At 38.1% G+C, this 18641-nt stretch carries 22 protein-coding genes; 16 read left to right on the forward strand and 6 right to left on the reverse strand.

Annotated features, from left to right (window positions below; genetic code table 11):
• Positions 1 to 34: 34 nt before the first annotated feature.
• Both PL9214_RS16940 and PL9214_RS16945 read right to left on the reverse strand, forming a co-directional pair.
• Positions 35 to 973 (reverse strand): ADP-ribosylglycohydrolase family protein, encoded by a 939-nt coding sequence (locus PL9214_RS16940; RefSeq protein ID WP_072720090.1) that lies wholly within the window; start codon positions 971 to 973, stop codon positions 35 to 37.
• Positions 974 to 1166: 193 nt separating this feature from the next.
• Complete coding sequence (locus tag PL9214_RS16945; RefSeq protein WP_072719926.1) at positions 1167 to 2597, reverse strand: nicotinate phosphoribosyltransferase; 1431 nt, start codon at positions 2595 to 2597, stop codon at positions 1167 to 1169.
• A 594-nt stretch (positions 2598 to 3191) separates the two neighbouring features.
• Here PL9214_RS16945 and PL9214_RS16950 point away from each other — a divergent pair.
• Both PL9214_RS16950 and PL9214_RS16955 read left to right on the forward strand, forming a co-directional pair.
• The gene (locus tag PL9214_RS16950; RefSeq protein ID WP_072719927.1) at positions 3192 to 3371 is read left to right on the forward strand and encodes a hypothetical protein; all 180 of its coding nucleotides are present in this window, start codon (positions 3192 to 3194) and stop codon (positions 3369 to 3371) included.
• 813 nt (positions 3372 to 4184) lie between these two features.
• Positions 4185 to 4655, forward strand: coding sequence for a DUF4079 domain-containing protein (locus tag PL9214_RS16955; RefSeq protein ID WP_072719928.1), 471 nt, complete (start codon positions 4185 to 4187; stop codon positions 4653 to 4655).
• 99 nt (positions 4656 to 4754) lie between these two features.
• Here PL9214_RS16955 and PL9214_RS16960 read toward each other — a convergent pair whose 3' ends face one another.
• Positions 4755 to 5195 carry a Fur family transcriptional regulator gene (locus tag PL9214_RS16960; RefSeq protein ID WP_072719929.1) on the reverse strand — a complete coding sequence of 147 codons (441 nt, stop codon included), beginning with the start codon at positions 5193 to 5195 and terminating at the stop codon, positions 4755 to 4757.
• Between the two features lie 163 nt (positions 5196 to 5358).
• Here PL9214_RS16960 and PL9214_RS16965 point away from each other — a divergent pair, with 163 nt between their 5' ends.
• From PL9214_RS16965 to PL9214_RS17005, 9 genes are all read left to right on the forward strand, one after another.
• Positions 5359 to 5841 (forward strand): CRR6 family NdhI maturation factor, encoded by a 483-nt coding sequence (locus tag PL9214_RS16965; protein ID WP_072719930.1) that lies wholly within the window; start codon positions 5359 to 5361, stop codon positions 5839 to 5841.
• Positions 5842 to 5999: 158 nt separating this feature from the next.
• Complete coding sequence (locus PL9214_RS16970) at positions 6000 to 6428, forward strand: photosystem I reaction center subunit II PsaD (protein ID WP_072719931.1); 429 nt, start codon at positions 6000 to 6002, stop codon at positions 6426 to 6428.
• Positions 6429 to 6535: 107 nt separating this feature from the next.
• Positions 6536 to 8053 carry an anthranilate synthase component I gene (gene trpE / locus PL9214_RS16975; protein WP_072720091.1) on the forward strand — a complete coding sequence of 506 codons (1518 nt, stop codon included), beginning with the start codon at positions 6536 to 6538 and terminating at the stop codon, positions 8051 to 8053.
• A 140-nt stretch (positions 8054 to 8193) separates the two neighbouring features.
• Positions 8194 to 8652, forward strand: a complete 459-nt coding sequence (locus PL9214_RS16980; RefSeq protein ID WP_072719932.1) for a SufE family protein — start codon at positions 8194 to 8196, stop codon at positions 8650 to 8652.
• Between the two features lie 27 nt (positions 8653 to 8679).
• Positions 8680 to 9018, forward strand: coding sequence for a phosphoribosyl-AMP cyclohydrolase (hisI, locus tag PL9214_RS16985; protein ID WP_072719933.1), 339 nt, complete (start codon positions 8680 to 8682; stop codon positions 9016 to 9018).
• 121 nt (positions 9019 to 9139) lie between these two features.
• The gene (gene cysS / locus PL9214_RS16990; protein ID WP_072719934.1) at positions 9140 to 10579 is read left to right on the forward strand and encodes a cysteine--tRNA ligase; all 1440 of its coding nucleotides are present in this window, start codon (positions 9140 to 9142) and stop codon (positions 10577 to 10579) included.
• Between the two features lie 183 nt (positions 10580 to 10762).
• Positions 10763 to 11794, forward strand: coding sequence for a transposase (locus PL9214_RS16995; protein WP_072719935.1), 1032 nt, complete (start codon positions 10763 to 10765; stop codon positions 11792 to 11794).
• Between the two features lie 222 nt (positions 11795 to 12016).
• Positions 12017 to 12784, forward strand: a complete 768-nt coding sequence (locus PL9214_RS17000) for a proteasome-type protease (RefSeq protein ID WP_072719936.1) — start codon at positions 12017 to 12019, stop codon at positions 12782 to 12784.
• Positions 12785 to 12964: 180 nt separating this feature from the next.
• Positions 12965 to 13249 (forward strand): hypothetical protein, encoded by a 285-nt coding sequence (locus PL9214_RS17005; RefSeq protein ID WP_242049010.1) that lies wholly within the window; start codon positions 12965 to 12967, stop codon positions 13247 to 13249.
• Positions 13250 to 13283: 34 nt separating this feature from the next.
• Here PL9214_RS17005 and PL9214_RS17010 read toward each other — a convergent pair whose 3' ends face one another.
• Entirely contained in the window at positions 13284 to 13481 is a 198-nt protein-coding gene (locus PL9214_RS17010) for a cyclic di-GMP-binding domain-containing protein, MshE-related (RefSeq protein ID WP_072719937.1), read from the reverse strand.
• A 159-nt stretch (positions 13482 to 13640) separates the two neighbouring features.
• On the opposite strand from PL9214_RS17010, the gene PL9214_RS17015 reads away from it, so the two are divergent.
• A complete protein-coding gene (locus PL9214_RS17015) occupies positions 13641 to 14495 on the forward strand; it encodes an NAD(P)-dependent oxidoreductase (RefSeq protein ID WP_072719938.1) in 855 nt (284 codons plus the stop codon).
• A gap of 197 nt (positions 14496 to 14692) precedes the next feature.
• Here the strand turns inward: PL9214_RS17015 and PL9214_RS17020 are convergent, their stop codons facing one another.
• On the reverse strand, positions 14693 to 15517 hold the full coding sequence (locus PL9214_RS17020; RefSeq protein ID WP_245824269.1) for a helix-turn-helix domain-containing protein: 825 nt from the start codon (positions 15515 to 15517) through the stop codon (positions 14693 to 14695).
• 286 nt (positions 15518 to 15803) lie between these two features.
• Between PL9214_RS17020 and PL9214_RS17025 the strand changes: the two genes are divergently transcribed.
• Together PL9214_RS17025 and PL9214_RS17030 are read left to right on the forward strand one after the other, a co-directional pair.
• On the forward strand, positions 15804 to 16628 hold the full coding sequence (locus tag PL9214_RS17025) for a transporter substrate-binding domain-containing protein (RefSeq protein ID WP_072719939.1): 825 nt from the start codon (positions 15804 to 15806) through the stop codon (positions 16626 to 16628).
• Positions 16629 to 16666: 38 nt separating this feature from the next.
• Positions 16667 to 17467: an MORN repeat-containing protein gene (locus tag PL9214_RS17030; protein ID WP_072719940.1), complete on the forward strand. Its 801-nt coding sequence runs from the start codon at positions 16667 to 16669 to the stop codon at positions 17465 to 17467.
• A gap of 39 nt (positions 17468 to 17506) precedes the next feature.
• Here the strand turns inward: PL9214_RS17030 and PL9214_RS17035 are convergent, their stop codons facing one another.
• Complete coding sequence (locus PL9214_RS17035; RefSeq protein WP_072719941.1) at positions 17507 to 17809, reverse strand: hypothetical protein; 303 nt, start codon at positions 17807 to 17809, stop codon at positions 17507 to 17509.
• 137 nt (positions 17810 to 17946) lie between these two features.
• Between PL9214_RS17035 and PL9214_RS17040 the strand changes: the two genes are divergently transcribed.
• Positions 17947 to 18198, forward strand: a complete 252-nt coding sequence (locus PL9214_RS17040) for a hypothetical protein (RefSeq protein WP_072719942.1) — start codon at positions 17947 to 17949, stop codon at positions 18196 to 18198.
• Positions 18195 to 18458 carry a ParE family toxin-like protein gene (locus tag PL9214_RS17045; RefSeq protein WP_072719943.1) on the forward strand — a complete coding sequence of 88 codons (264 nt, stop codon included), beginning with the start codon at positions 18195 to 18197 and terminating at the stop codon, positions 18456 to 18458. Before PL9214_RS17040 ends, PL9214_RS17045 begins: the two co-directional genes overlap by 4 nt.
• Positions 18459 to 18641: the final 183 nt, after the last annotated feature.

The raw sequence follows: 18641 nt of genomic DNA on the forward strand, positions 1-18641 counted from the left end.
TTAAGTCACTTTTATTAACAAAATAAAAACAAAATTATTGGAAAATTGCTTGTTCTAACCGCTTAGATAAAGCAATAATATCATCTTTGCGAGCAATTTGTTCAATCCATTCTGACGGAATATTTTCCAACCCATAATAAAGTCCGGCTAAACCTCCGGTTACTGCGGCTGTTGTGTCGGTATCTTCTCCTAAATTAACGGCTTTGAGAACGGCTTCAGCGTAAGAAGATGTCGTTAATAAACACCACAAAGATGCTTCTAAGGTATGAATCACATAACCACTGGATTCAATTTCACCCATTGATAACTGATCAATTTTTCCGGTTAAAACCCGTTCAAACCGAGAAGCTTCTACCGTTAAAGTGGGATTATAATAAATCGGTTTTACAGCTTCTATTCCTTCAAGGTAAGCAGATTTTAGGTCTAAACCTTCAAGTAGTTTAACAGCAATACTAATATAAATCCCGCAAGCCATTTGAGATCGGACATGAGCATGGGTTAAACAAGAACATTCATGAACCCACTGCATTAATTGATAGAAAGAAACGGTGGAAGATAAATACACCATCGGTAAAATTCGCATCAAGGAACCATTTCCATTACTGCGTTCATTCGTTTCTCCTGCTTCCACAGGATTAACCCCATTGAGGATATTTCTAATCGCTTGATTTGTTGTTCCACCAATATCAAATACTACACCATGAGGTGTCCATTCTTGCTGATAGCGCCAACGACCAAAAGAATCAGCAATCGTTTTTAAATTATATCCCTGACAGAGACTATCTGCTAAACATAACATCAACGAACTATCATCCGACCAAGTACCCGGAGGTTGTCTATAAGTTCCATGTCCCGTCATGGTTGTGATGGGATTTTGAAGACGTTCTTGGCGACTAGAAAATTCTACAGGAACCCCTAGTGCATCACCCACACAAACTCCCATTAAACCCGATAAAATTGATGATTTTTTCATATTTAAAATGGGTTGCTCCTCATGATTATTTTTTAATCCATTTAAAACCGTAGGATGTGTCAGCACTTCTCACAGGAATTACCCCACATTCTACTCCATTTGATAATCTTTAATTTTCCACACCCCAGACCCCACACCCGATATCAATCATGAGTTTCAATCGGTAGCAGATGAATGGGGGGTTGTTCCCATTCTACAACAATGAATGACGGGTGGTTTCTGTTAATTCTTGTAACGCTGTAGAATTCTGAATTGTTGGGGAAATGGGATGATTTAAACATCGGGTTTTTGAGGGTAAACTGGTAACAGATTTTGCTGTGCGTTCTGCTATTTCTGTTAAAGATTCAGTCGGATAAAGTCGTTTTCCTTCCTTCATCACTAACTGCATTAACGGTATCCGTGACGAAAATATTGATTGCACATTAGAATAATGCCCAGATTCAGACTCCATTGGTTCTGTTATTAACCCAATCTCATCAGCCATTAATTGACCTTGTTTCAACGTTCTGAAAATTTGCTTTCTCCCTGGATAAGTTGTTTTTCCCGTTGCTTCTTTCATCACGGGTTTTCCTTCAATTTCAACTAACTTATAAACCCCATTTACGGGAGTTCCTGTCACTAATTTTGTCCCCAAACCATAGCCATCAATGATTGCCCCGGCTGCTTTTAAACGGGCGATTTCATATTCATCTAAATCCCCACTGGCAAAAATCGGAACATTCGGAAGAAGTGATCGCACTTGCTGTGATAAACTCACTAAATCCCCCGAATCTAAACGCACCCCTTTTAGTTCAATTTCTCCCCGTTTCACCTGTTCTGAAAGTTGATGGGCGGCATCAATTGTATTATAGGTATCGATTAATAAAGGAGATCCTGGAAAATAGCGATGAAAAGCCGTAAACGCCTGAGTTTCTGACCCTTCTAAAGCCGAAATTGCCATTACTAACGCATGGGCCATCGTTCCGGTGGGTTTTCGCCCTAATTTCAATGCTGCTAACACGTTAGAGGTTGCATCCAACCCCCCAGCTAAAGCCGCCCGCGCCGCCCAAATGGAAGCCTGGGGACTAAACGCCCGTCTTGTGCCAAATTCTAATAACGTTGCTGTTGGCCCCGCCACATCCCGCAACCGGGCTGCACGGGTCGCAATTAAGGTTTGGTAATTAATTGTATTTAATAGATAAGTTTCGATTAACTGAGCTTGCCATAGGGGTGCTTCTATTCTCAAAAAGGGTTGGTTCGCAAAAATAGCTGTCCCTTCAGGAACTGCCCACACATCCCCGGTAAAGCGTCCGGTAGCCAACAGTGACCAAAAGTTCTGGGGGGCGTGGGTAAACAGTCCTGTAGACTGTAGGGCATGAAGTTGAGCCTCGCTGAAGCGGAATTTTTCTAAATAGTCGAGGGCTTGGGCGAGTCCCATGGCAATTAAATAGCCAAACCCTTCCGGTAGACGGCGCGTAAACAGTTCAAAACTGGCTTGTCGTTGGTCGAGTCCCTCCCCGGTATAACAGGCAATCATTGTCAGTTGGTAGAGGTCGGTCAATAGACTATAATCATCGGGGGTAAAATTCAGGTCGGGGTCTTCCCAAACTTCCTGAAACTGAAGGGGAGACAAGGCGGTAGTCATAACGTCACATCCTAGGTGAACTCAATACTTTAATTATAGTAGATTTTACCAAATTTATTAAGAGTAACCCTAGATACCGTTTGAGAAAAATGCTGTTTTTTCGAGATTTTAAGCGGTTTTCAGGAAAAATTTACATTTATTTATGGTAATTTTCATTAAAATCGAAGATTAGATCATAGAGCAGTCGAGCCGGGGGTGTGAGGACAGAGACTGATGCTAAAACCTAAACCCCTTTCACTTCTTACTGTTCCCTGTTCCCTGTTCCCTATTCCCCCCTATAGTTTCAGAAAATCAACATTTGTACAAAAGTAGAATTCCGCTTAAACTGGTAATAGACCTATCAAACTCAAAGTGATGAGTTTGCTCTGCTATTTTAGATCTGCTACCAAACAACCACTCATCTTTCAAGTCTATCCATCCCTAATCTTGTCTCCCCTGTTCTCAACAGACAATTTTTAGGCGTAACGTTTCTATACCGGATTTTTCATCAATTTCTGCTGCACCTGGTCTATACACAGCCGATGAAAGCAACAGAAAGTTTTGTTATGCACATTTTTGGTGCTGTATTTCACTTCAATGGAGACTTGCAAATTTATGTTGACTCTTCTGTTATCTAGTGTTGTTAACGGTAGTATTTTCTTGCCTGAACAATTTGAAAATGCAGGTATAGGGGTCTATTCTATTGTTAAAAGACCTCAGACATCTCAACCCTTCATCATTCTGTCTCAAATCCAGAAAACCGGTGAAGATGACCCAATTGTTCCTCCCAATTAAGAAGTTTTTCCTAGCCCCCCCCCCAGGGCTGTTTCATTCTAAAAAAATTAGGTACACAAAAGGCAAAGATAATTGATATTGTCGGCTATCATTCTTTGAGTTGTTGTGGGAGAATGATAGCCGTTAATTCTGAGAAGATTAAGGACAATACTTCTGATAATGGCGAAGTTTTGTGCAGCCCAACCTGAGCGAATCTTAGAACTATCTTCACGGAATAAAACATCCCTTAATTATCTAACTCTAATAGTAATTAGAATTTTTTATTTAAGTATAGAATATCCTAAACATATTTCGCTTTCAGAGGTAATAAATTGATGATGAGTTATTGGCATAACGTCTAGTAAGGTTTAGTAAGGTATGGGGAAATTTTGATTTTTAGAAAATCTTCAACGGGAATTTTGCACTGTAGACTGGATTGTTTTTCGTCGCTACACATCTCCAGCACTTTGCTAATTGGTAAGATTTCCTGGCTTGCTCCGATAGTTTGTATCATTTGAGTAGCAAACTTTAGGCATATTGAATAGGAATCAGTGTTTTTCCTATTGACAATGTTTTTATATCATCTTGTTATTACTTGATTAAGAATGCTGGTGAAAAACAGTTAATTCGGATTGATGGTGATGGTCATGGGGTTTGTTTAACTTCTTTGGGTCAATCCTCTATAACCACGAATCTCTTTCAGGGATTTAAACTTGTCTGGGGAATCTTCTTTGGTAGAATCAAAAAGATCAAGTGATCCAGAACAGTGACTGATGACACTTAACTGGTGTATGCTAAGTTTTATTAAGTTTTATTGCTTCCTCAGAGAACACTATGGATTTGACCCTTCCAGCATCGATTAAGCCTTGGCTGAATTTCTTTCATCCCCTCCTAATGTGGATTTTATTAGGATTATCCGTTTATGCGATGTATTTGGGTGTCCAAATTCGTCGCACCCGTGAAGCCCAAGGCGACACCAAAAAAGAATTAATTAAAGGAAAATTTAATCTTAAACATCACCAAATCGGTTCCCTGCTCTTGGCTTTGATGGTTTTGGGAACAATTGGTGGGATGGGTGTCACTTATATTAACAACGGTAAACTCTTCGTCGGCCCCCACCTCTTAGCAGGACTGGGAATGACCGGAATGATAGCCATTTCTGCTTCTTTAACCCCTTATATGCAAAAAGGAGCAGATTGGGCTAGAGTCAGCCACATTGCTCTTAATACCTTAATTCTAGGACTTTTTGCTTGGCAAGCTGTCACTGGAATGGAAATTGTGCAGAAAATTATTAGCAATTTGTAAGAGTTGACGGTTAACGGTTAACTGTTAACCGTTAACCGTTTTTTGGAGTCAAATTTTAGCTTGATTAAGCCTTGAGAATATCCTAAATTGTCCCCTTTCCTAATTCAATTCATCGATATTCCCAGAATTAACCCGATAACCGTAAAAATTAATTTGATAATCCGTAATTTTGACTCCGGTTTGTTGTTCAACTAAGGTTAATAATTCCGGGGGTAATTCGATATGGACATCTAAAATCTGATCCGTATCCAAACAATTTACATGGGAATGGGAATCACTAATATGTCCATATAAACGGCCATCAGAGCGTTCCACACACTCAATAATATTTTCACGCGATAAAGCCTCTAAATTTTGATAAACCGATGTATGACCAATGGCTTTCCCCTGTTGATTCAATCGATCATAAATGTCCCTTGCGGACAGATGTTCTTGAGCTTGCCAAAGCAACTCTAAAATTAAACGCCTCTGACGACTCAGGCGCATTCCTCTGGCTTGACAAGAATTTATGGCATCTTCTAAAGAACGAATCGGTTTCACTACTCTCGCCTCAGTTTATTTATCCAATTTCAATAGTTTTGAGATAACGAATTAAACGCTCACACTATGCTTCCATTGTATCTTAGGGATTTTAACGAACTTCCGTTATCCTCGTCCCATCTAAAATTAATCTAAAATCGACTGTAATCAAGGTTGACATTGAATGGCAATTACAATAACGCTAAATTCCGAGCAAGTAAATCATTTAGATTTGTCCCCTGTTCAAACCGTCATTGAACCCCTCCTCAAAAATACCGCGATTAGCCCTTATGAACAGCAGATCAGCTTCGTGATCGACTATTCTCGTGACCCAGAAGACCCCAGAGAAATTTCAGAAGTTCCTGAAGTCCGATTATGGTTTATCCGCCTCGATGCTTACTATCCTTGGCTACCCTTTTTTCTGGACTGGAAATCCGGTGAACTCGCCCGTTATGTGGCGATGCTCGTTCCCCATCAATTCCATCGTACCGAAGGCATTCAATATAACCCCGAAGCCCTAGAAATTTTTTTAATGCAAAAAATCTTTATCCTCAACGACTGGCTCACCCAACACCACCTCCCCCCCAAATCCCGCCTCATGGCAATGGCGCAAATGCTCGGCTACGACCTCGATGATTCCTTCTTTGAATATATCGTTAACCCTTAACCCTGCCCTACTTCCCTCATCCCCTCATCCCCCCGTCCCCTCATCCCCTCATCCCCCCGTCCCCCCCTCTTCTTCTGTAACGGTTCTTTACGACTACTACAGACAAGGGCAACATCAGTGTTACGATTCCGTAAAAACATGATTTGAGTGATATTTCTATGGCAGAAACACTGACTGGACAACCACCCAAGTTTGGCGGCAGCACCGGTGGGTTATTAACAAAAGCCCAAGTGGAAGAAAAATATGCAATTACCTGGACTAGCACAAAAGAACAGGTGTTTGAAATGCCCACTGGCGGTGCTGCGATTATGAACGAAGGGGACAACCTTTTGTATTTAGCCCGCAAAGAACAGTGTCTAGCTTTAGGTGCTCAACTGCGGTCAAAATTCAAACCCAGAATAGAAAACTTTAAAATCTATCGCGTTTTCCCGAACGGCGAAACTCAATATCTGCATCCTAAAGATGGCGTTTTCCCTGAAAAAGTCAACGAAGGACGTCAAGCCGTCAATGGCGTTGCTCACAATATCGGTAGCAACGTTGATCCGGCTAAAGTCAAATTTACAGGTAAATCTACCTCTGACGTTTAAAACGCTTTAAGTAATTCCAGGGCGCAATGCCCATAAACATATTAGGATGAAGGATGGTTTATTCTCACCTTCATCCTTTTATTTTTTATTGTTCGCTATTAGTCGCCATGATTTTTCCAGATTTTTCCCAATTTGCTCAACGCGCTTCCACAGGAAATTTTATTCCGGTGTATCAAGAATGGGTGGCTGATTTAGATACTCCGGTTTCTGCATGGTATCGGGTTTGTGCGGATCAACCTTATAATTTTTTGTTAGAGTCCGTTGAAGGTGGCGAAAAAATCGGACGTTATAGTTTCTTAGGTTGTGATCCAGTTTGGATTTTAGAAGCCAAAGGCGATCGCACCGTGCAAAAATGGCGAGATGGAACAATTCAAGAATTTACAGGCGATCCCTTCAACGCTTTAGAAGTCTGTTTAGAACCTTATCATCCGGTAAAATTACCTCAACTCCCCCCAGGAATTGGCGGACTCTTTGGGTTTTGGGGTTATGAATTAATGCAGTGGATCGAGTCCCGTGTTCCTGTTTATTCCCCCAATGCGGATGATTTACCCGATGGGTTATGGATGCAGGTTGATCAATTATTAATCTTTGATCAAGTTAAACGTAAAATTTGGGCGATCGCTTATGCAGATACTCGCAATACCGATTTAGAAACAGCTTATCAACAAGCGTGCGATCGCGTTCAACAATTAGTTACTAAACTTCAATCTCCCTTATCCCCAGAAAATACCCTTTTAGAATGGACTCCCCCCGATCAGCAACCGCCTTTAACCTACAGGAGTAACGTTTCCCAAGAGCAATTTTGCACCAATGTGGAAAAGGGTAAACAATATATTAAAGCCGGAGATATTTTTCAAGTGGTTTTATCTCAACGGTTAACCACAGAATATTCCGGTGATCCCTTTTCCCTTTATCGTTCTTTGCGGTTAATTAATCCCTCTCCCTATATGGCTTATTTTAACTTTGGAGATTGGCAATTAATTGGCTCCAGTCCTGAAGTCATGGTCAAAGCAGAAAAAAATCCCGAAGGAAAATTAATTACTACCGTCCGTCCCATTGCGGGAACTCGTCGCCGAGGTCAAACTCCTCAAGAAGATCAAGCTTTAGGAAAAGATTTATTGCAAGATCCTAAAGAAGTTGCTGAACACATTATGTTAGTCGATTTAGGACGCAATGATTTAGGGCGAGTGTGTCGCATGGGAACGGTTAAAGTAGATGAATTAATGGTAATTGAACGTTATTCCCATGTCATGCACATTGTTAGTAATGTTATTGGAGAATTAGCAGAAACCAAAACCGCCTGGGATTTATTAAAAGCCTGTTTTCCTGCTGGGACAGTTAGTGGAGCACCCAAAATTCGGGCGATGGAAATTATTCATGAGTTAGAAGGCTGTCGTCGTGGCCCCTATTCCGGGGTTTATGGTTACTATGATTTTGAAGGACAACTCAATAGTGCAATTACCATTCGCACCATGATTGTTGAAAATCAAGGTCAAAATCAACATCAAGTTAGTGTTCAAGCGGGTGCGGGTATTGTGGCGGACTCCCAACCTCAAAAAGAATATGAAGAAACCCTGAATAAAGCACGGGGGTTATTAGAAGCCATTCGGTGTTTAAAAGGTTGAGAATTGACTGTTGAGATCATAGGGAATGGTTTTCCTATTCCCTATTAGCGATTCTACACTGATAACTGATGACTGATAACTGATAACTGATTATTGCCAACACCTGCTAAACTTAGGGAGAAATTGTATCGTTCTGTATCATGTCTTCCACTGCAACCCCTTTACCCCCTACTTTAGAACGGATGGTACAGCGTTTTAAACGCGCCTCATCTAATAAATTGCGTTATGAACAATTAATTACCATCGCCCAAAAACTTCCTTCCTTTCCAGAAGATCAGAAAATTCCTGATAATAAAGTTCCGGGTTGTGTATCCCAGGTTTATGTGATTGCTGACTTAGATGAAAATGGAAAAGTTCAATTTCAGGGAGAGTCTGATTCTCAATTAACAAAAGGATTAACTGCTTTTTTAATTATGGGAATGAACGGACTCACCCCCACAGAAATTGCTCAACTACAACCGGATTTTATTCAAGAAACGGGGTTACAAGCCAGTTTAACGCCCTCGCGCGCTAACGGCTTTTTCAATATTTTCCAAACCCTGAAGAAAAAAGCCGTTACCTGCGATCCCAACCTAAATTCTGAAGGGTCAGGAATCTGAAAAAATACTTGACAATTTAACCGAGTAATGAATCAAGATTATTTGTGGATAGAAGCGTTAAAATTTAATGACCAAGGGTTAATTCCAGCGATCGCTCAAGATGCAGAAGATGGAACGGTATTAATGATGGCTTGGATGAATAAAGAATCCATTCAAAAAACCCTAGAAACCCAAGAAGTTCACTATTGGAGCCGTTCTCGTTCTGAATTATGGCACAAAGGAGCCACATCAGGACATATTCAAAAACTGAAATCTTTATATTATGATTGTGATGCCGATACTTTATTATTAAAAATAGAACAAATTGGCAATATTGCTTGTCATACAGGCGCAAGAAGTTGTTTTTTTACAGAAGTCAAATGTTAACAGTTATCAGTTATCAGTTATCAGTTATCAGTTTAAAAATAAACTAATAGCTCCAATCTTGTCTCTATTCCTAATTCGTAATTCGTAATTCGTAATTCCCTCTTTCCTATTATAAAAAAATATGGTTATCAAACTTTATAATACTCAAACTCGTCAAAAAGAAGATTTTCAATCGTTAGAAACCGGGACGGTGAAAATGTATTGCTGCGGGGTGACGGTCTATGATTATTGCCATTTAGGTCATGCTAGATCCTATATTGTGTGGGATACCGTTAGACGCTATTTAGAATATGCGGGATATCAAGTCAATTATATTCAGAATTTTACCGATATTGACGATAAAATTCTTAACCGTGCCAAATTAGAAGGCACAACAATGGAGATCGTTTCTGAGAAATATATTCAAGCTTATTTTGAAGATATTCGTCGCTTGAATATTAAAGATGCTGATAATTATCCCCGTGTAACTGAACATATTCCCCAAATTATTCAACTGATTCAAGAATTAGAAAAACAAGGGGTTGCATATTCAGTGGATGGGGATGTTTACTATAGTGTAAATCAGTTTCCTGAGTATGGAAAATTATCAGGACGACAACAGGAACAACTGCAAGCAGGCGCAGGAGGACGGGTTTCTTTATCTGATCCTGAAGCCATGAAGAAAAAAGATCCCTCGGATTTTGCCCTCTGGAAAGCTGCAAAATTAGGCGAACCTGCTTGGGAATCTCCCTGGGGAAATGGTCGCCCTGGATGGCATATTGAATGCTCTGCAATGGTCAAATCGTTATTAGGAAATACCATTGACATTCATAGCGGTGGTGGGGATTTAATTTTTCCCCATCATGAAAATGAAATTGCCCAGTCGGAAGCCGCAACCCATCAACCTTTATCTCGGTATTGGATGCACAATGGCATGGTGCGGGTGAGTGGAGAAAAAATGTCAAAATCCCTGGGGAATTTCACCACAATTCGGGGTTTATTAGATACACCCCTTGACCCGATGGTAGTGCGTTTATTTGTGTTACAAGCTCATTATCGCAAACCTTTAGACTTTACCGATGAAGCGATCGCTTCTGCTGAAAATAGCTGGAATACCATTAAAGAAGCTCTCTTATTTAATCATGAATATGGCGAAAAATTAGGGTTTGATCTACAAAAAAATCTGATTGATCAAGATGCTATTGAACGGTTTAAAACGTCAATGGATGACGATATTAATACACCCGAAGGGTTAGCGGTTGTTTTTGAATTAGCCAAAGAATTAAAACGCGATCGCAATATTTTAGTACATGGCGGAACTCCAGAAACCTCACCGGAAACCTTACAAAAATATTGGCAAACGTTAGTAGAATTAGCAACAGTATTAGGGTTAGAAGCTCAACCAGAGAAAAGTCAAGCGTTAGGGTTAAGTGATGCTGAGATTGAGGCGTTTGTTCAGCAACGGTTAGAAGCGAAAAAAGCTAAGAATTATGGGGAAAGCGATCGCATTCGAGATCATCTCAAACAGTTAGGGATTACCTTAATTGATCAACCCGGAAATCAAACCATTTGGCATCGTTAATTTGAGTTGCTTTATCGGTTCTTCTAGGCTGGTTATGATAACTTAGTAATAAACAAAAAATCAAGAAGGAAAAAATGTTTAAAGTTGAATTGAGTGAAACTGATAATGGGAGATTGACATAGACAATATTTTATGGTATTAAATATTGACTAAATCACTAAGAAAAATGACTTTTTTATAAAAATGCCATCTAACTCCCTACTTTATTTTATTACTCAAATCATTAACTTTCCCGGTTTTAAAGCAACAAATTATCATTTTATTACGGAGAATGAACTTCTGATTGAATTAGAAAATAAACAGACTAGCGCGACTTGTCCTCATTGTGGGAAGAGTACGAGTAAAGTACATCAATCACATCGACATAGAGTGCGAGATATTCCTGTGAGTAGTTTTGATGTCTTTCTGAATGTAAATCGCCGTCAATTTAGATGCCCTAACTGCCAGAAAGTATTTTCCGAAGAATTAAGTTTTGTGAAGAAAAGAAGAACATATACAAAAAGACTAGCCCAAAAAGTGGTTGAAGAAGTGTTAGCAACAGATGTGGTGAATACCGGAAAAAGAAATCGAATGAGTCCGGCAGAAATTGAAACGATATTAAAAGAAATGGAAGCGGTCAGTATAGACTTGTGGGTTCCCTATAAAAGTGTAGTGGAAGAACTGATGCCGAATGCACAAGTAGTTGCGGATAGATTTCACGTCATGAAACAAGTCAATGAAGAGTTAGACTATCGGAGAAAAACCGAGAAAAAACAGGCAGAAAAAATCAAAAATAAAACGGAAAGAGAACGTCAAATCTCAGGAATAAAAGAGAGTAAATATCCTTTGCTGAAAAAGAAAGAAGATTTGAACGAGACGGAAAAATCAAAATTGTCAGTTCTCAAAGAAGTCATGCCAGAATTAATGGATATGTATGATAGAAAAGAGAAATTTAGAGATATATTTGAAAGTCAAATAACGGGAGATGAGGCATTTTGGCAACTGGTAGAATGGACTGAATCATCTTATAAAGACTTCCCAAAAAGCTGCCAAACAATCAAAAGGTGGATTGCCGAAATTCTCGCCTATTTCGACAATCGAACTACCCAAGGAGCCGTCGAAGGAATCAATCAGAAAATTAAGTTAATTAAGAGAAGAGCGTATGGCTTAAATAATTTTGCTAACTTTAGAAGAAGAGTTCTCTTAAATTGGCATTTTTCTCCTAATTTATCATAGTTACCCTAGAAGAGCCAAAGTTATGAAGCAATTTATGAAAACGGTCAGTTGAAATGGTTATCAGAACAACCTCAAGTTAAGTCCCCCCCCAGGGCTGTTTGAGTTGAATTTTGATCTGGGTAGAAGAGGAGGGGGGTATTGAAGCTTGATGGTTGACAGTTCGGGTCAAAAAAGTCTATTCTTTTCCTTTTGGTGAGTTACTAAATTTTATTGAAACTTTCTATGACCTATTGTTTGGGCATTATTACCAATACTGGCTTAGTGATTGCGGCGGACTCGCGCACAAATGCTGGGGTTGATTATATTTCTACCTATCGGAAATTATTCGATTTTTCTAAATCAGGTGAGCGCGTAATTCTATTATGTACGGCGGGAAATCTCTCCATCACCCAGGGAATTGTCAGCGAATTAGATCGGGATCTCAAAACCCAGGAAGAGATTAATTTACATACCCTCCCTTCTATGTATGAAGTCGCTCGCTATATTGGATCAAAACTCAGAAAAATTCAAGAACTGGATGAAAAATGGCTAAAAAAAGACGGAATTGAACCGCAATGTTCAATGCTATTAGGAGGGCAAATCAAGGGACAAGATCCGGCTTTATTTTTAATTTATAGCCAAGGTAATTTTATTCATGCCACGAGAGAAACACCGTTTTTGCAAATTGGAGAAACTAAATATGGTAAACCGATTTTAGATCGAACATTGAGCTTTAATACTCATTTAGAAGCAGCCGCTAAATGTGCGTTACTTTCTATTGATTCTACTATGAAATCTAATATTTCTGTAGGGCCTCCAATTAATTTAGTGTTATATGAAAAAGATACTTTAGAGGTCAAAAATTGGTTAAAACTACGCTTGGGTGATCCCTATTTAGCAGAAATTCGTAAACTCTGGGAAGAGTGCCTCAAACAAGGATTTAATAATATCCCTAATATTAATTGGCAGCATCGAACTAGCGACACCTCGGAGGATATTTTAATTGATTAGATCTTTTTTAGAGATTATTTGTTGTATAGGATACGGTTAAACTCTCGAAGTTATCCTATCTTTTGATTGAGGTGGATCGTTAAATAAATCCGCTAAATTTAGACCCATGCGTAATTTTAAATTCACGCATCTTGTTGAGACAGAAATCTGTCCATTTTGCCGTTCAAAATCCTCAAAAAAATGATGTTAAATTCTGGTCAAATCTACTGTTTTCGCGCAAGTTGGGAACTTTCAAGCCCTATTCGAGAACATACACTCCCAGATTGGTTATCAGTGGGCTCGAATTGGCAAGGATACACCATTTGGACTGTTCCTTGGATTGCGGATGTTGCTAGGGTACTGGGTGCATTAGACATAGAAGATTCCCCAGACGGCTGGAAATCTTATCTGGAAAGCTTAGGGTTTCAAAACGTCACCCCAGTTTTCGGAGAAGATTTATTTGAAGATCAACTGTATTCAATTTAAGTCTATTAAACAGGTATTTTAATTAACGGAAGAACTAATCAATCACCCACAAGCCCTTCTGACGCCATTTCTGTTCTAAAAGGGCTTGTTCTAAGTCAGTGGTCTGAATCCAACCTTCAGTCACTAACAGTTCTCCTAATTTTAAATGACAAACTCCTTGAACGGTAATGGCTTGTTCAAGTTGTATTGAGGAAATTAAACCTCTACGCACTAAAATCTCACCGATTTTCATGAGCTTACACCTGTACGAAGGTTAACAGATGCGCCCTGATGGTTTGAAATTTGTGAAAATTGTAGTTATTAAATTTTAGCTCTATTATGATCTAGGTTGCAATATTAAACCAACTGTAACCGAGCATCAAAAGTTCTAATCAATGGGAGTTAATATCAAATGAGAATTGGGATTATCGGAACGGGGTTAATGGGGTTTCCGATGGCGCAACGATTGTTAGAAGCTGGATATCAACTCATTGTGTATAATCGCACAACCTCTAAAGTCGAACCCTTAAGAGAAGCAGGGGCTACCGTCGCTGGAACGCCTCAAGGTTTAATTGCTACCAGTGATTGTATTTTATTGATGTTAACGAATCAAGATGCCATTGAGTCAGTTTTGTTCCGTTCAGAATTTCAATCGTTTTTATCGGGAAAAACAGTAATTTCAATGGGAACAATTTCTCCAACAGATAGTAAAACGATTCAAAAAGACATTCTGAAAGCGGGAGGAGACTATTTAGAAGCTCCTGTTTTGGGGAGTATTCCTGAAGCGAAAGCCGGAACATTACAAATTATGGTAGGTTCTACAGAGGCGCAATTTGATCAATGGTTGAATTTGTTAAAATTCTTAGGAGAACCCAAATATATTGGAGAAGTCGGAAGTGCGGCTGCGTTAAAATTAGCTTTAAATCAATTAATTGCTTCCTTAACAACGGCTTTCGCCTTAAGTTTAAATTTTGTTCAACAGCAAGGAGTTGATATCGAACTCTTTATGGAGATTTTACGCAACAGTGCGTTATATGCTCCGACCTTTGATAAAAAATTACAACGGATGTTAGAAGAAAATTATGAAAATCCTAATTTCCCCGTAAAACATCTATTAAAAGATACGAATTTGTTTCTACAAGAAGCGGTCAAAATGGGGTTAAATGCCAGTTCGTTAGAAGGAGTAAAAGCAATATTAGAAGCAACACAAAAAATCGGAAAATCAGACGACGATTATTCCGCCCTATTTACCACCATCAAACCGTAGGGTGCGTAAGTGCAACGCACGCACCACATCAAAGTTTATCGATCATTCTTTCTTAAATTTAAGAGAATTAATTGATCAATAATAAATGGTGCGTGCGCGTTGCTTACGCACCCTACAGATAGGTTAAAATTTTAATACTTTAGTAACTTGTAGGATGGGTTATGACCATCTTTTAATCAATTTTATAATATTTCATCCTAAATAAACTTCATTATAAATTCCTGTACAACCTGATCAGGATCTTCTAAACATTGAACTGAATCACAATATTCAATTAAGCAAATTCCCTGCTTTGATAAAAAATCATCTCTTTTTTCCTGCTTCTGTGAATCAGGATATTGAATTTCTAAAACACCTAACTTACTATTATAGTAAATCAAAAAATCTACTTGTTTATAAGATTGATCTTCAAAATTAGGTAATTGAGCTTTAGAGTTTGGAAAAAACACCACGCCCGCTTTATCGAAAGCTTCTGCTATTTTAACTTGTTCTAACGAATAAAAGCACCACTCTTTCCAAAAATATTCCGTTTTCTGTAAATTAGCTGAAATTTCTGATAACTGTTTTTCTTCAGAAGTATTTGTTACTTCACTTGATTCTGATTTATTTTCTTTGATACCTGATTTATAAGAGTCATTAATACAAGAGTCAAAACCAACATTGCTAAAGACTTTTCCTCCTTTTATATTACCTTCATTAATGCTTTTCCCACTGACGTTAACTCCAATAATTTTAGTTTTATGAATTGTTATATTTTGCCTTCGTAAATACCGCTTTAAAACGGATTTAAGATTATTTCTTTTGACCTTTTCTCCAAAAATCTCTGAAAGTTTTTTCCATAATTTCGCTGCTACAGATTTTATATATTCATTATCATAATTTCCCAGTTTGGCAATTTCTTCGTAGGAGTCCCGACCTTGCCAACACTGCTTAAAGATTAGCTCTTGGACATCATTCAACTGTTCATCGTTGTCTAATACCGTTTCGATAATAGCCAGTGCTTCATCTGCATTCATATCCATGAGAACAAGTTAATGCTTATTAAATTAAGACGGGGTAAAGGTTTAAAGGCATTGATGGCTTGACGTACTCAACCAAGCATCACTCTTGGCAATACAAACTGGCCATATTTTGCATTTAGACATCCTTCTAAATGGGGAGTTTAACATAATTCTCCGCAATTAACTACTTTTTATCACTTTTTAACACTTTTTGTTACTGACAAGATATAGGTTAAGTTGCTAAAGTTCCTATAGTTTCCTTCTTCTTTTATACCAAAAGCACTCATAAAACCTCATTTGAAATAATATGAAAGTGAAATTTAAACTTTATCTCTTTGTATTTACCCTTGTTTTGACAATACTTTATCCTTTCAAAAGTTTGGCTACAGACGTATTACAAAATATTAAAGAAACAGGAGTTGTAAAAATAGGTATCAGAAAAGATTCAGTTCTTTTTGGATATGAAAGAGATGGAAATTGGGGCGGTTATTGTATTAGTTTTGCTAGTGAACTTGCCAAGTATCTTAGCCAAAAAACAAATAGATATATTGAAGCTAGAGCCGTTGTGTCAACCATCCAAACTCGTGAGGCGATGGTTAAAAATGGTACGGTTCATTTAGAATGTGGCCCTAATACCATTAGCCGTCAGAAAGAAGTAGAGTATAACATTTCATATTCAGACCCTTTTTTCATTAGCGGAACTCAATTAATCGTTAGAGCCAATAACAAAAACACAAATCTAACAAATAAAACTATCGGTGTACTTCAGGGAACAACAAATCTTCGTCCAATTACCCAAGTTTTTCCTCAAGCTGAAATTCGAATGTTTCCACAAAGAGGTCAGGGAGTCCGTGCTGTTAGAAATGGTGATATTTCTGCATTTGCAGGAGACACAATTTTGTTAATTGGAGAAGCTATAGTTCTTCAAGGATGGAATTCTAATGATTTTGCATTAGTACCCAATCAACCTTTATCTTGCGATGCTTATGGAATGATACTTCCTGCTAATGATCCTCAGTGGGAAAACGTGGTTAATTCATTCCTTGAAAGTCGCCAAGAAAAACAAGCTTGGGACTTGTGGTTTAAAGATCTGATTCCCTATTTAAAAAGCATGATTGACTACTGCAAATAAATGTTTATCATACAAATTAATAATTTGGATTAGGTATCATGAGTAATAGCTTAAATGTAGGCTTAATAGTAACTGCAACCATCACTATAATTACAATATCTGCTACTACTTTCAAGGAAGAAATTAAGCAATGTTTAGGGATACAGGCAGGCTGTTGCCCTATTAAACAAGAAATTACCTATCCAGATGGTAGTCTCTACAAAGGCGAAATATTAAACTGTAAACCTAACGGAATTGGAGTATTTAACTGGGCTAATGGAGCTCGTTATGAAGGCGAGGTTCGTAATGGAAAATATCACGGAAAAGGCACTTATAAGGGAACCGATGGCGATCAGTATGAAGCAGAGTGGGAAAATGGAAGACTAATAAAAGGCAAAGGGATTCTAATTTATAAAGATAAATCACGTTATGAAGGAGAATTTAATCAAGGGTTAAAGGGTTCTGTTGAAGTGCTTTCCCCTGAAGGATTCGGCAAAATGACTTACCCAGAAGGAAGCAATAAAAAAAGCTATGAAGGTCAGTGGAAAGGTGGTGTATTTGATGGAAAGGGTAAAATAGTTTGGGCTGATGGGGATACTTATGAGGGAGATTGGCAAAAAGGAAAATATCATGGAAAAGGAGTATATATTTGGTCTAGTGGCTCTCGCCATGAAGGAGAATTTAAGGATAATCTTTTTAATGGAAAAGGAGTATATATTGGGGCTAATGGCGATCGCTATGAAGGAGAATGGATCAATGATAAACGCCAGGGATTTGGAATATTCACCTCTAGTAATGGCAAGCGTGAATATCAAAATTGGGATAATGGTCAGTTAGTTACATCATCCAGTGTAGAATAAAATTATTCATCAATTGATTTTGATTAAGGGTCTACCCCATTAAAGGATAATTTCTTCTAATTTACCAATTTTGACTAAAATATCTTGTCGCAATTCACACAAACTAAACCATTCAAAAAAATCCATCTCATCCCCTAATATTCCTGCTTCAAATTGCTGTATAAACTGGTTAGAATCTAGCTGATAGGTTTGCTCAAATTTTTTAATATCCTGATCATAGATCGTTAACTTCTGACGATGACGAGTCAAAATAATGTTGAGAAGTTGCCCAATAATTCGATCTAATTCCGTGCGATCGCTACAGTTTTCACTCAAGAGTTCTAATTTTTCTAATGTATTCATTATTGCCTCTCTTACAGACGATTTATTATTACTATAGCAAGCCTTATCATATTTTAATGTTTGCCTTCCTTTTTTTAAACTCTAGGGAGGTGTTATAATCCAAGTATTCTGATTAATAAGTACCATTGAAAGCAAAAATGTCAAAAGAAAATATAGCAACCGTTGTTAAAATCCTAGAATCTCTAACAGATGCTCAACAACAACAGATTATTGAGCATTTACGGAAATATATTAATGATCTAAAAAATAAAAACGCCGATTTTGAAGATGAATTGCAGTGGGATCAATCTTTTCAAAAAACCCAAAGCAAGTTAGTCGCAGCAGCAAAGCTGGCAAAACAACAAATTGCTCAAGGACAAGCACAACCTATGGACTATGAGCAATTATGAGGTCTGCTACTTTACCGTCTTTTTGGTCAGAATATCATCGCCTTCCACTCAACATTCGCAAAGAAGCGAGAAAAGCGTATCGTTTATGGTCAAATAATCCTTTTTATCCCTCCTTACACTTTAAGTGCATTAATCGTGATGAGGATATTTGGTCAGTCAGAATTACGCGAAATTATCGTGCGATTGGAATTTTACAAGAGGATACAGTTACATGGTTTTGGATTGGTAGTCATGATCAATATGAGGAGTTTTTTGGGTAAATTCAAGATTAGCAAATAAAGTAAATATAGCAATCCTATTTGATTTGTATCCAAAATTTCTGCTCAAAAGGGAACAGGGAACAGGGAACAGGGAACAGGGGTAATACTTCTAGCTGTTTCATATCAGTTTTAAATGATTACAAGCTATTTGGGATTGCTATATTGAAAAAAAATTTTGATATA

The organism is Planktothrix tepida PCC 9214 (assembly GCF_900009145.1).
Taxonomy (GTDB): Bacteria; Cyanobacteriota; Cyanobacteriia; order Cyanobacteriales; family Microcoleaceae; genus Planktothrix; species Planktothrix tepida.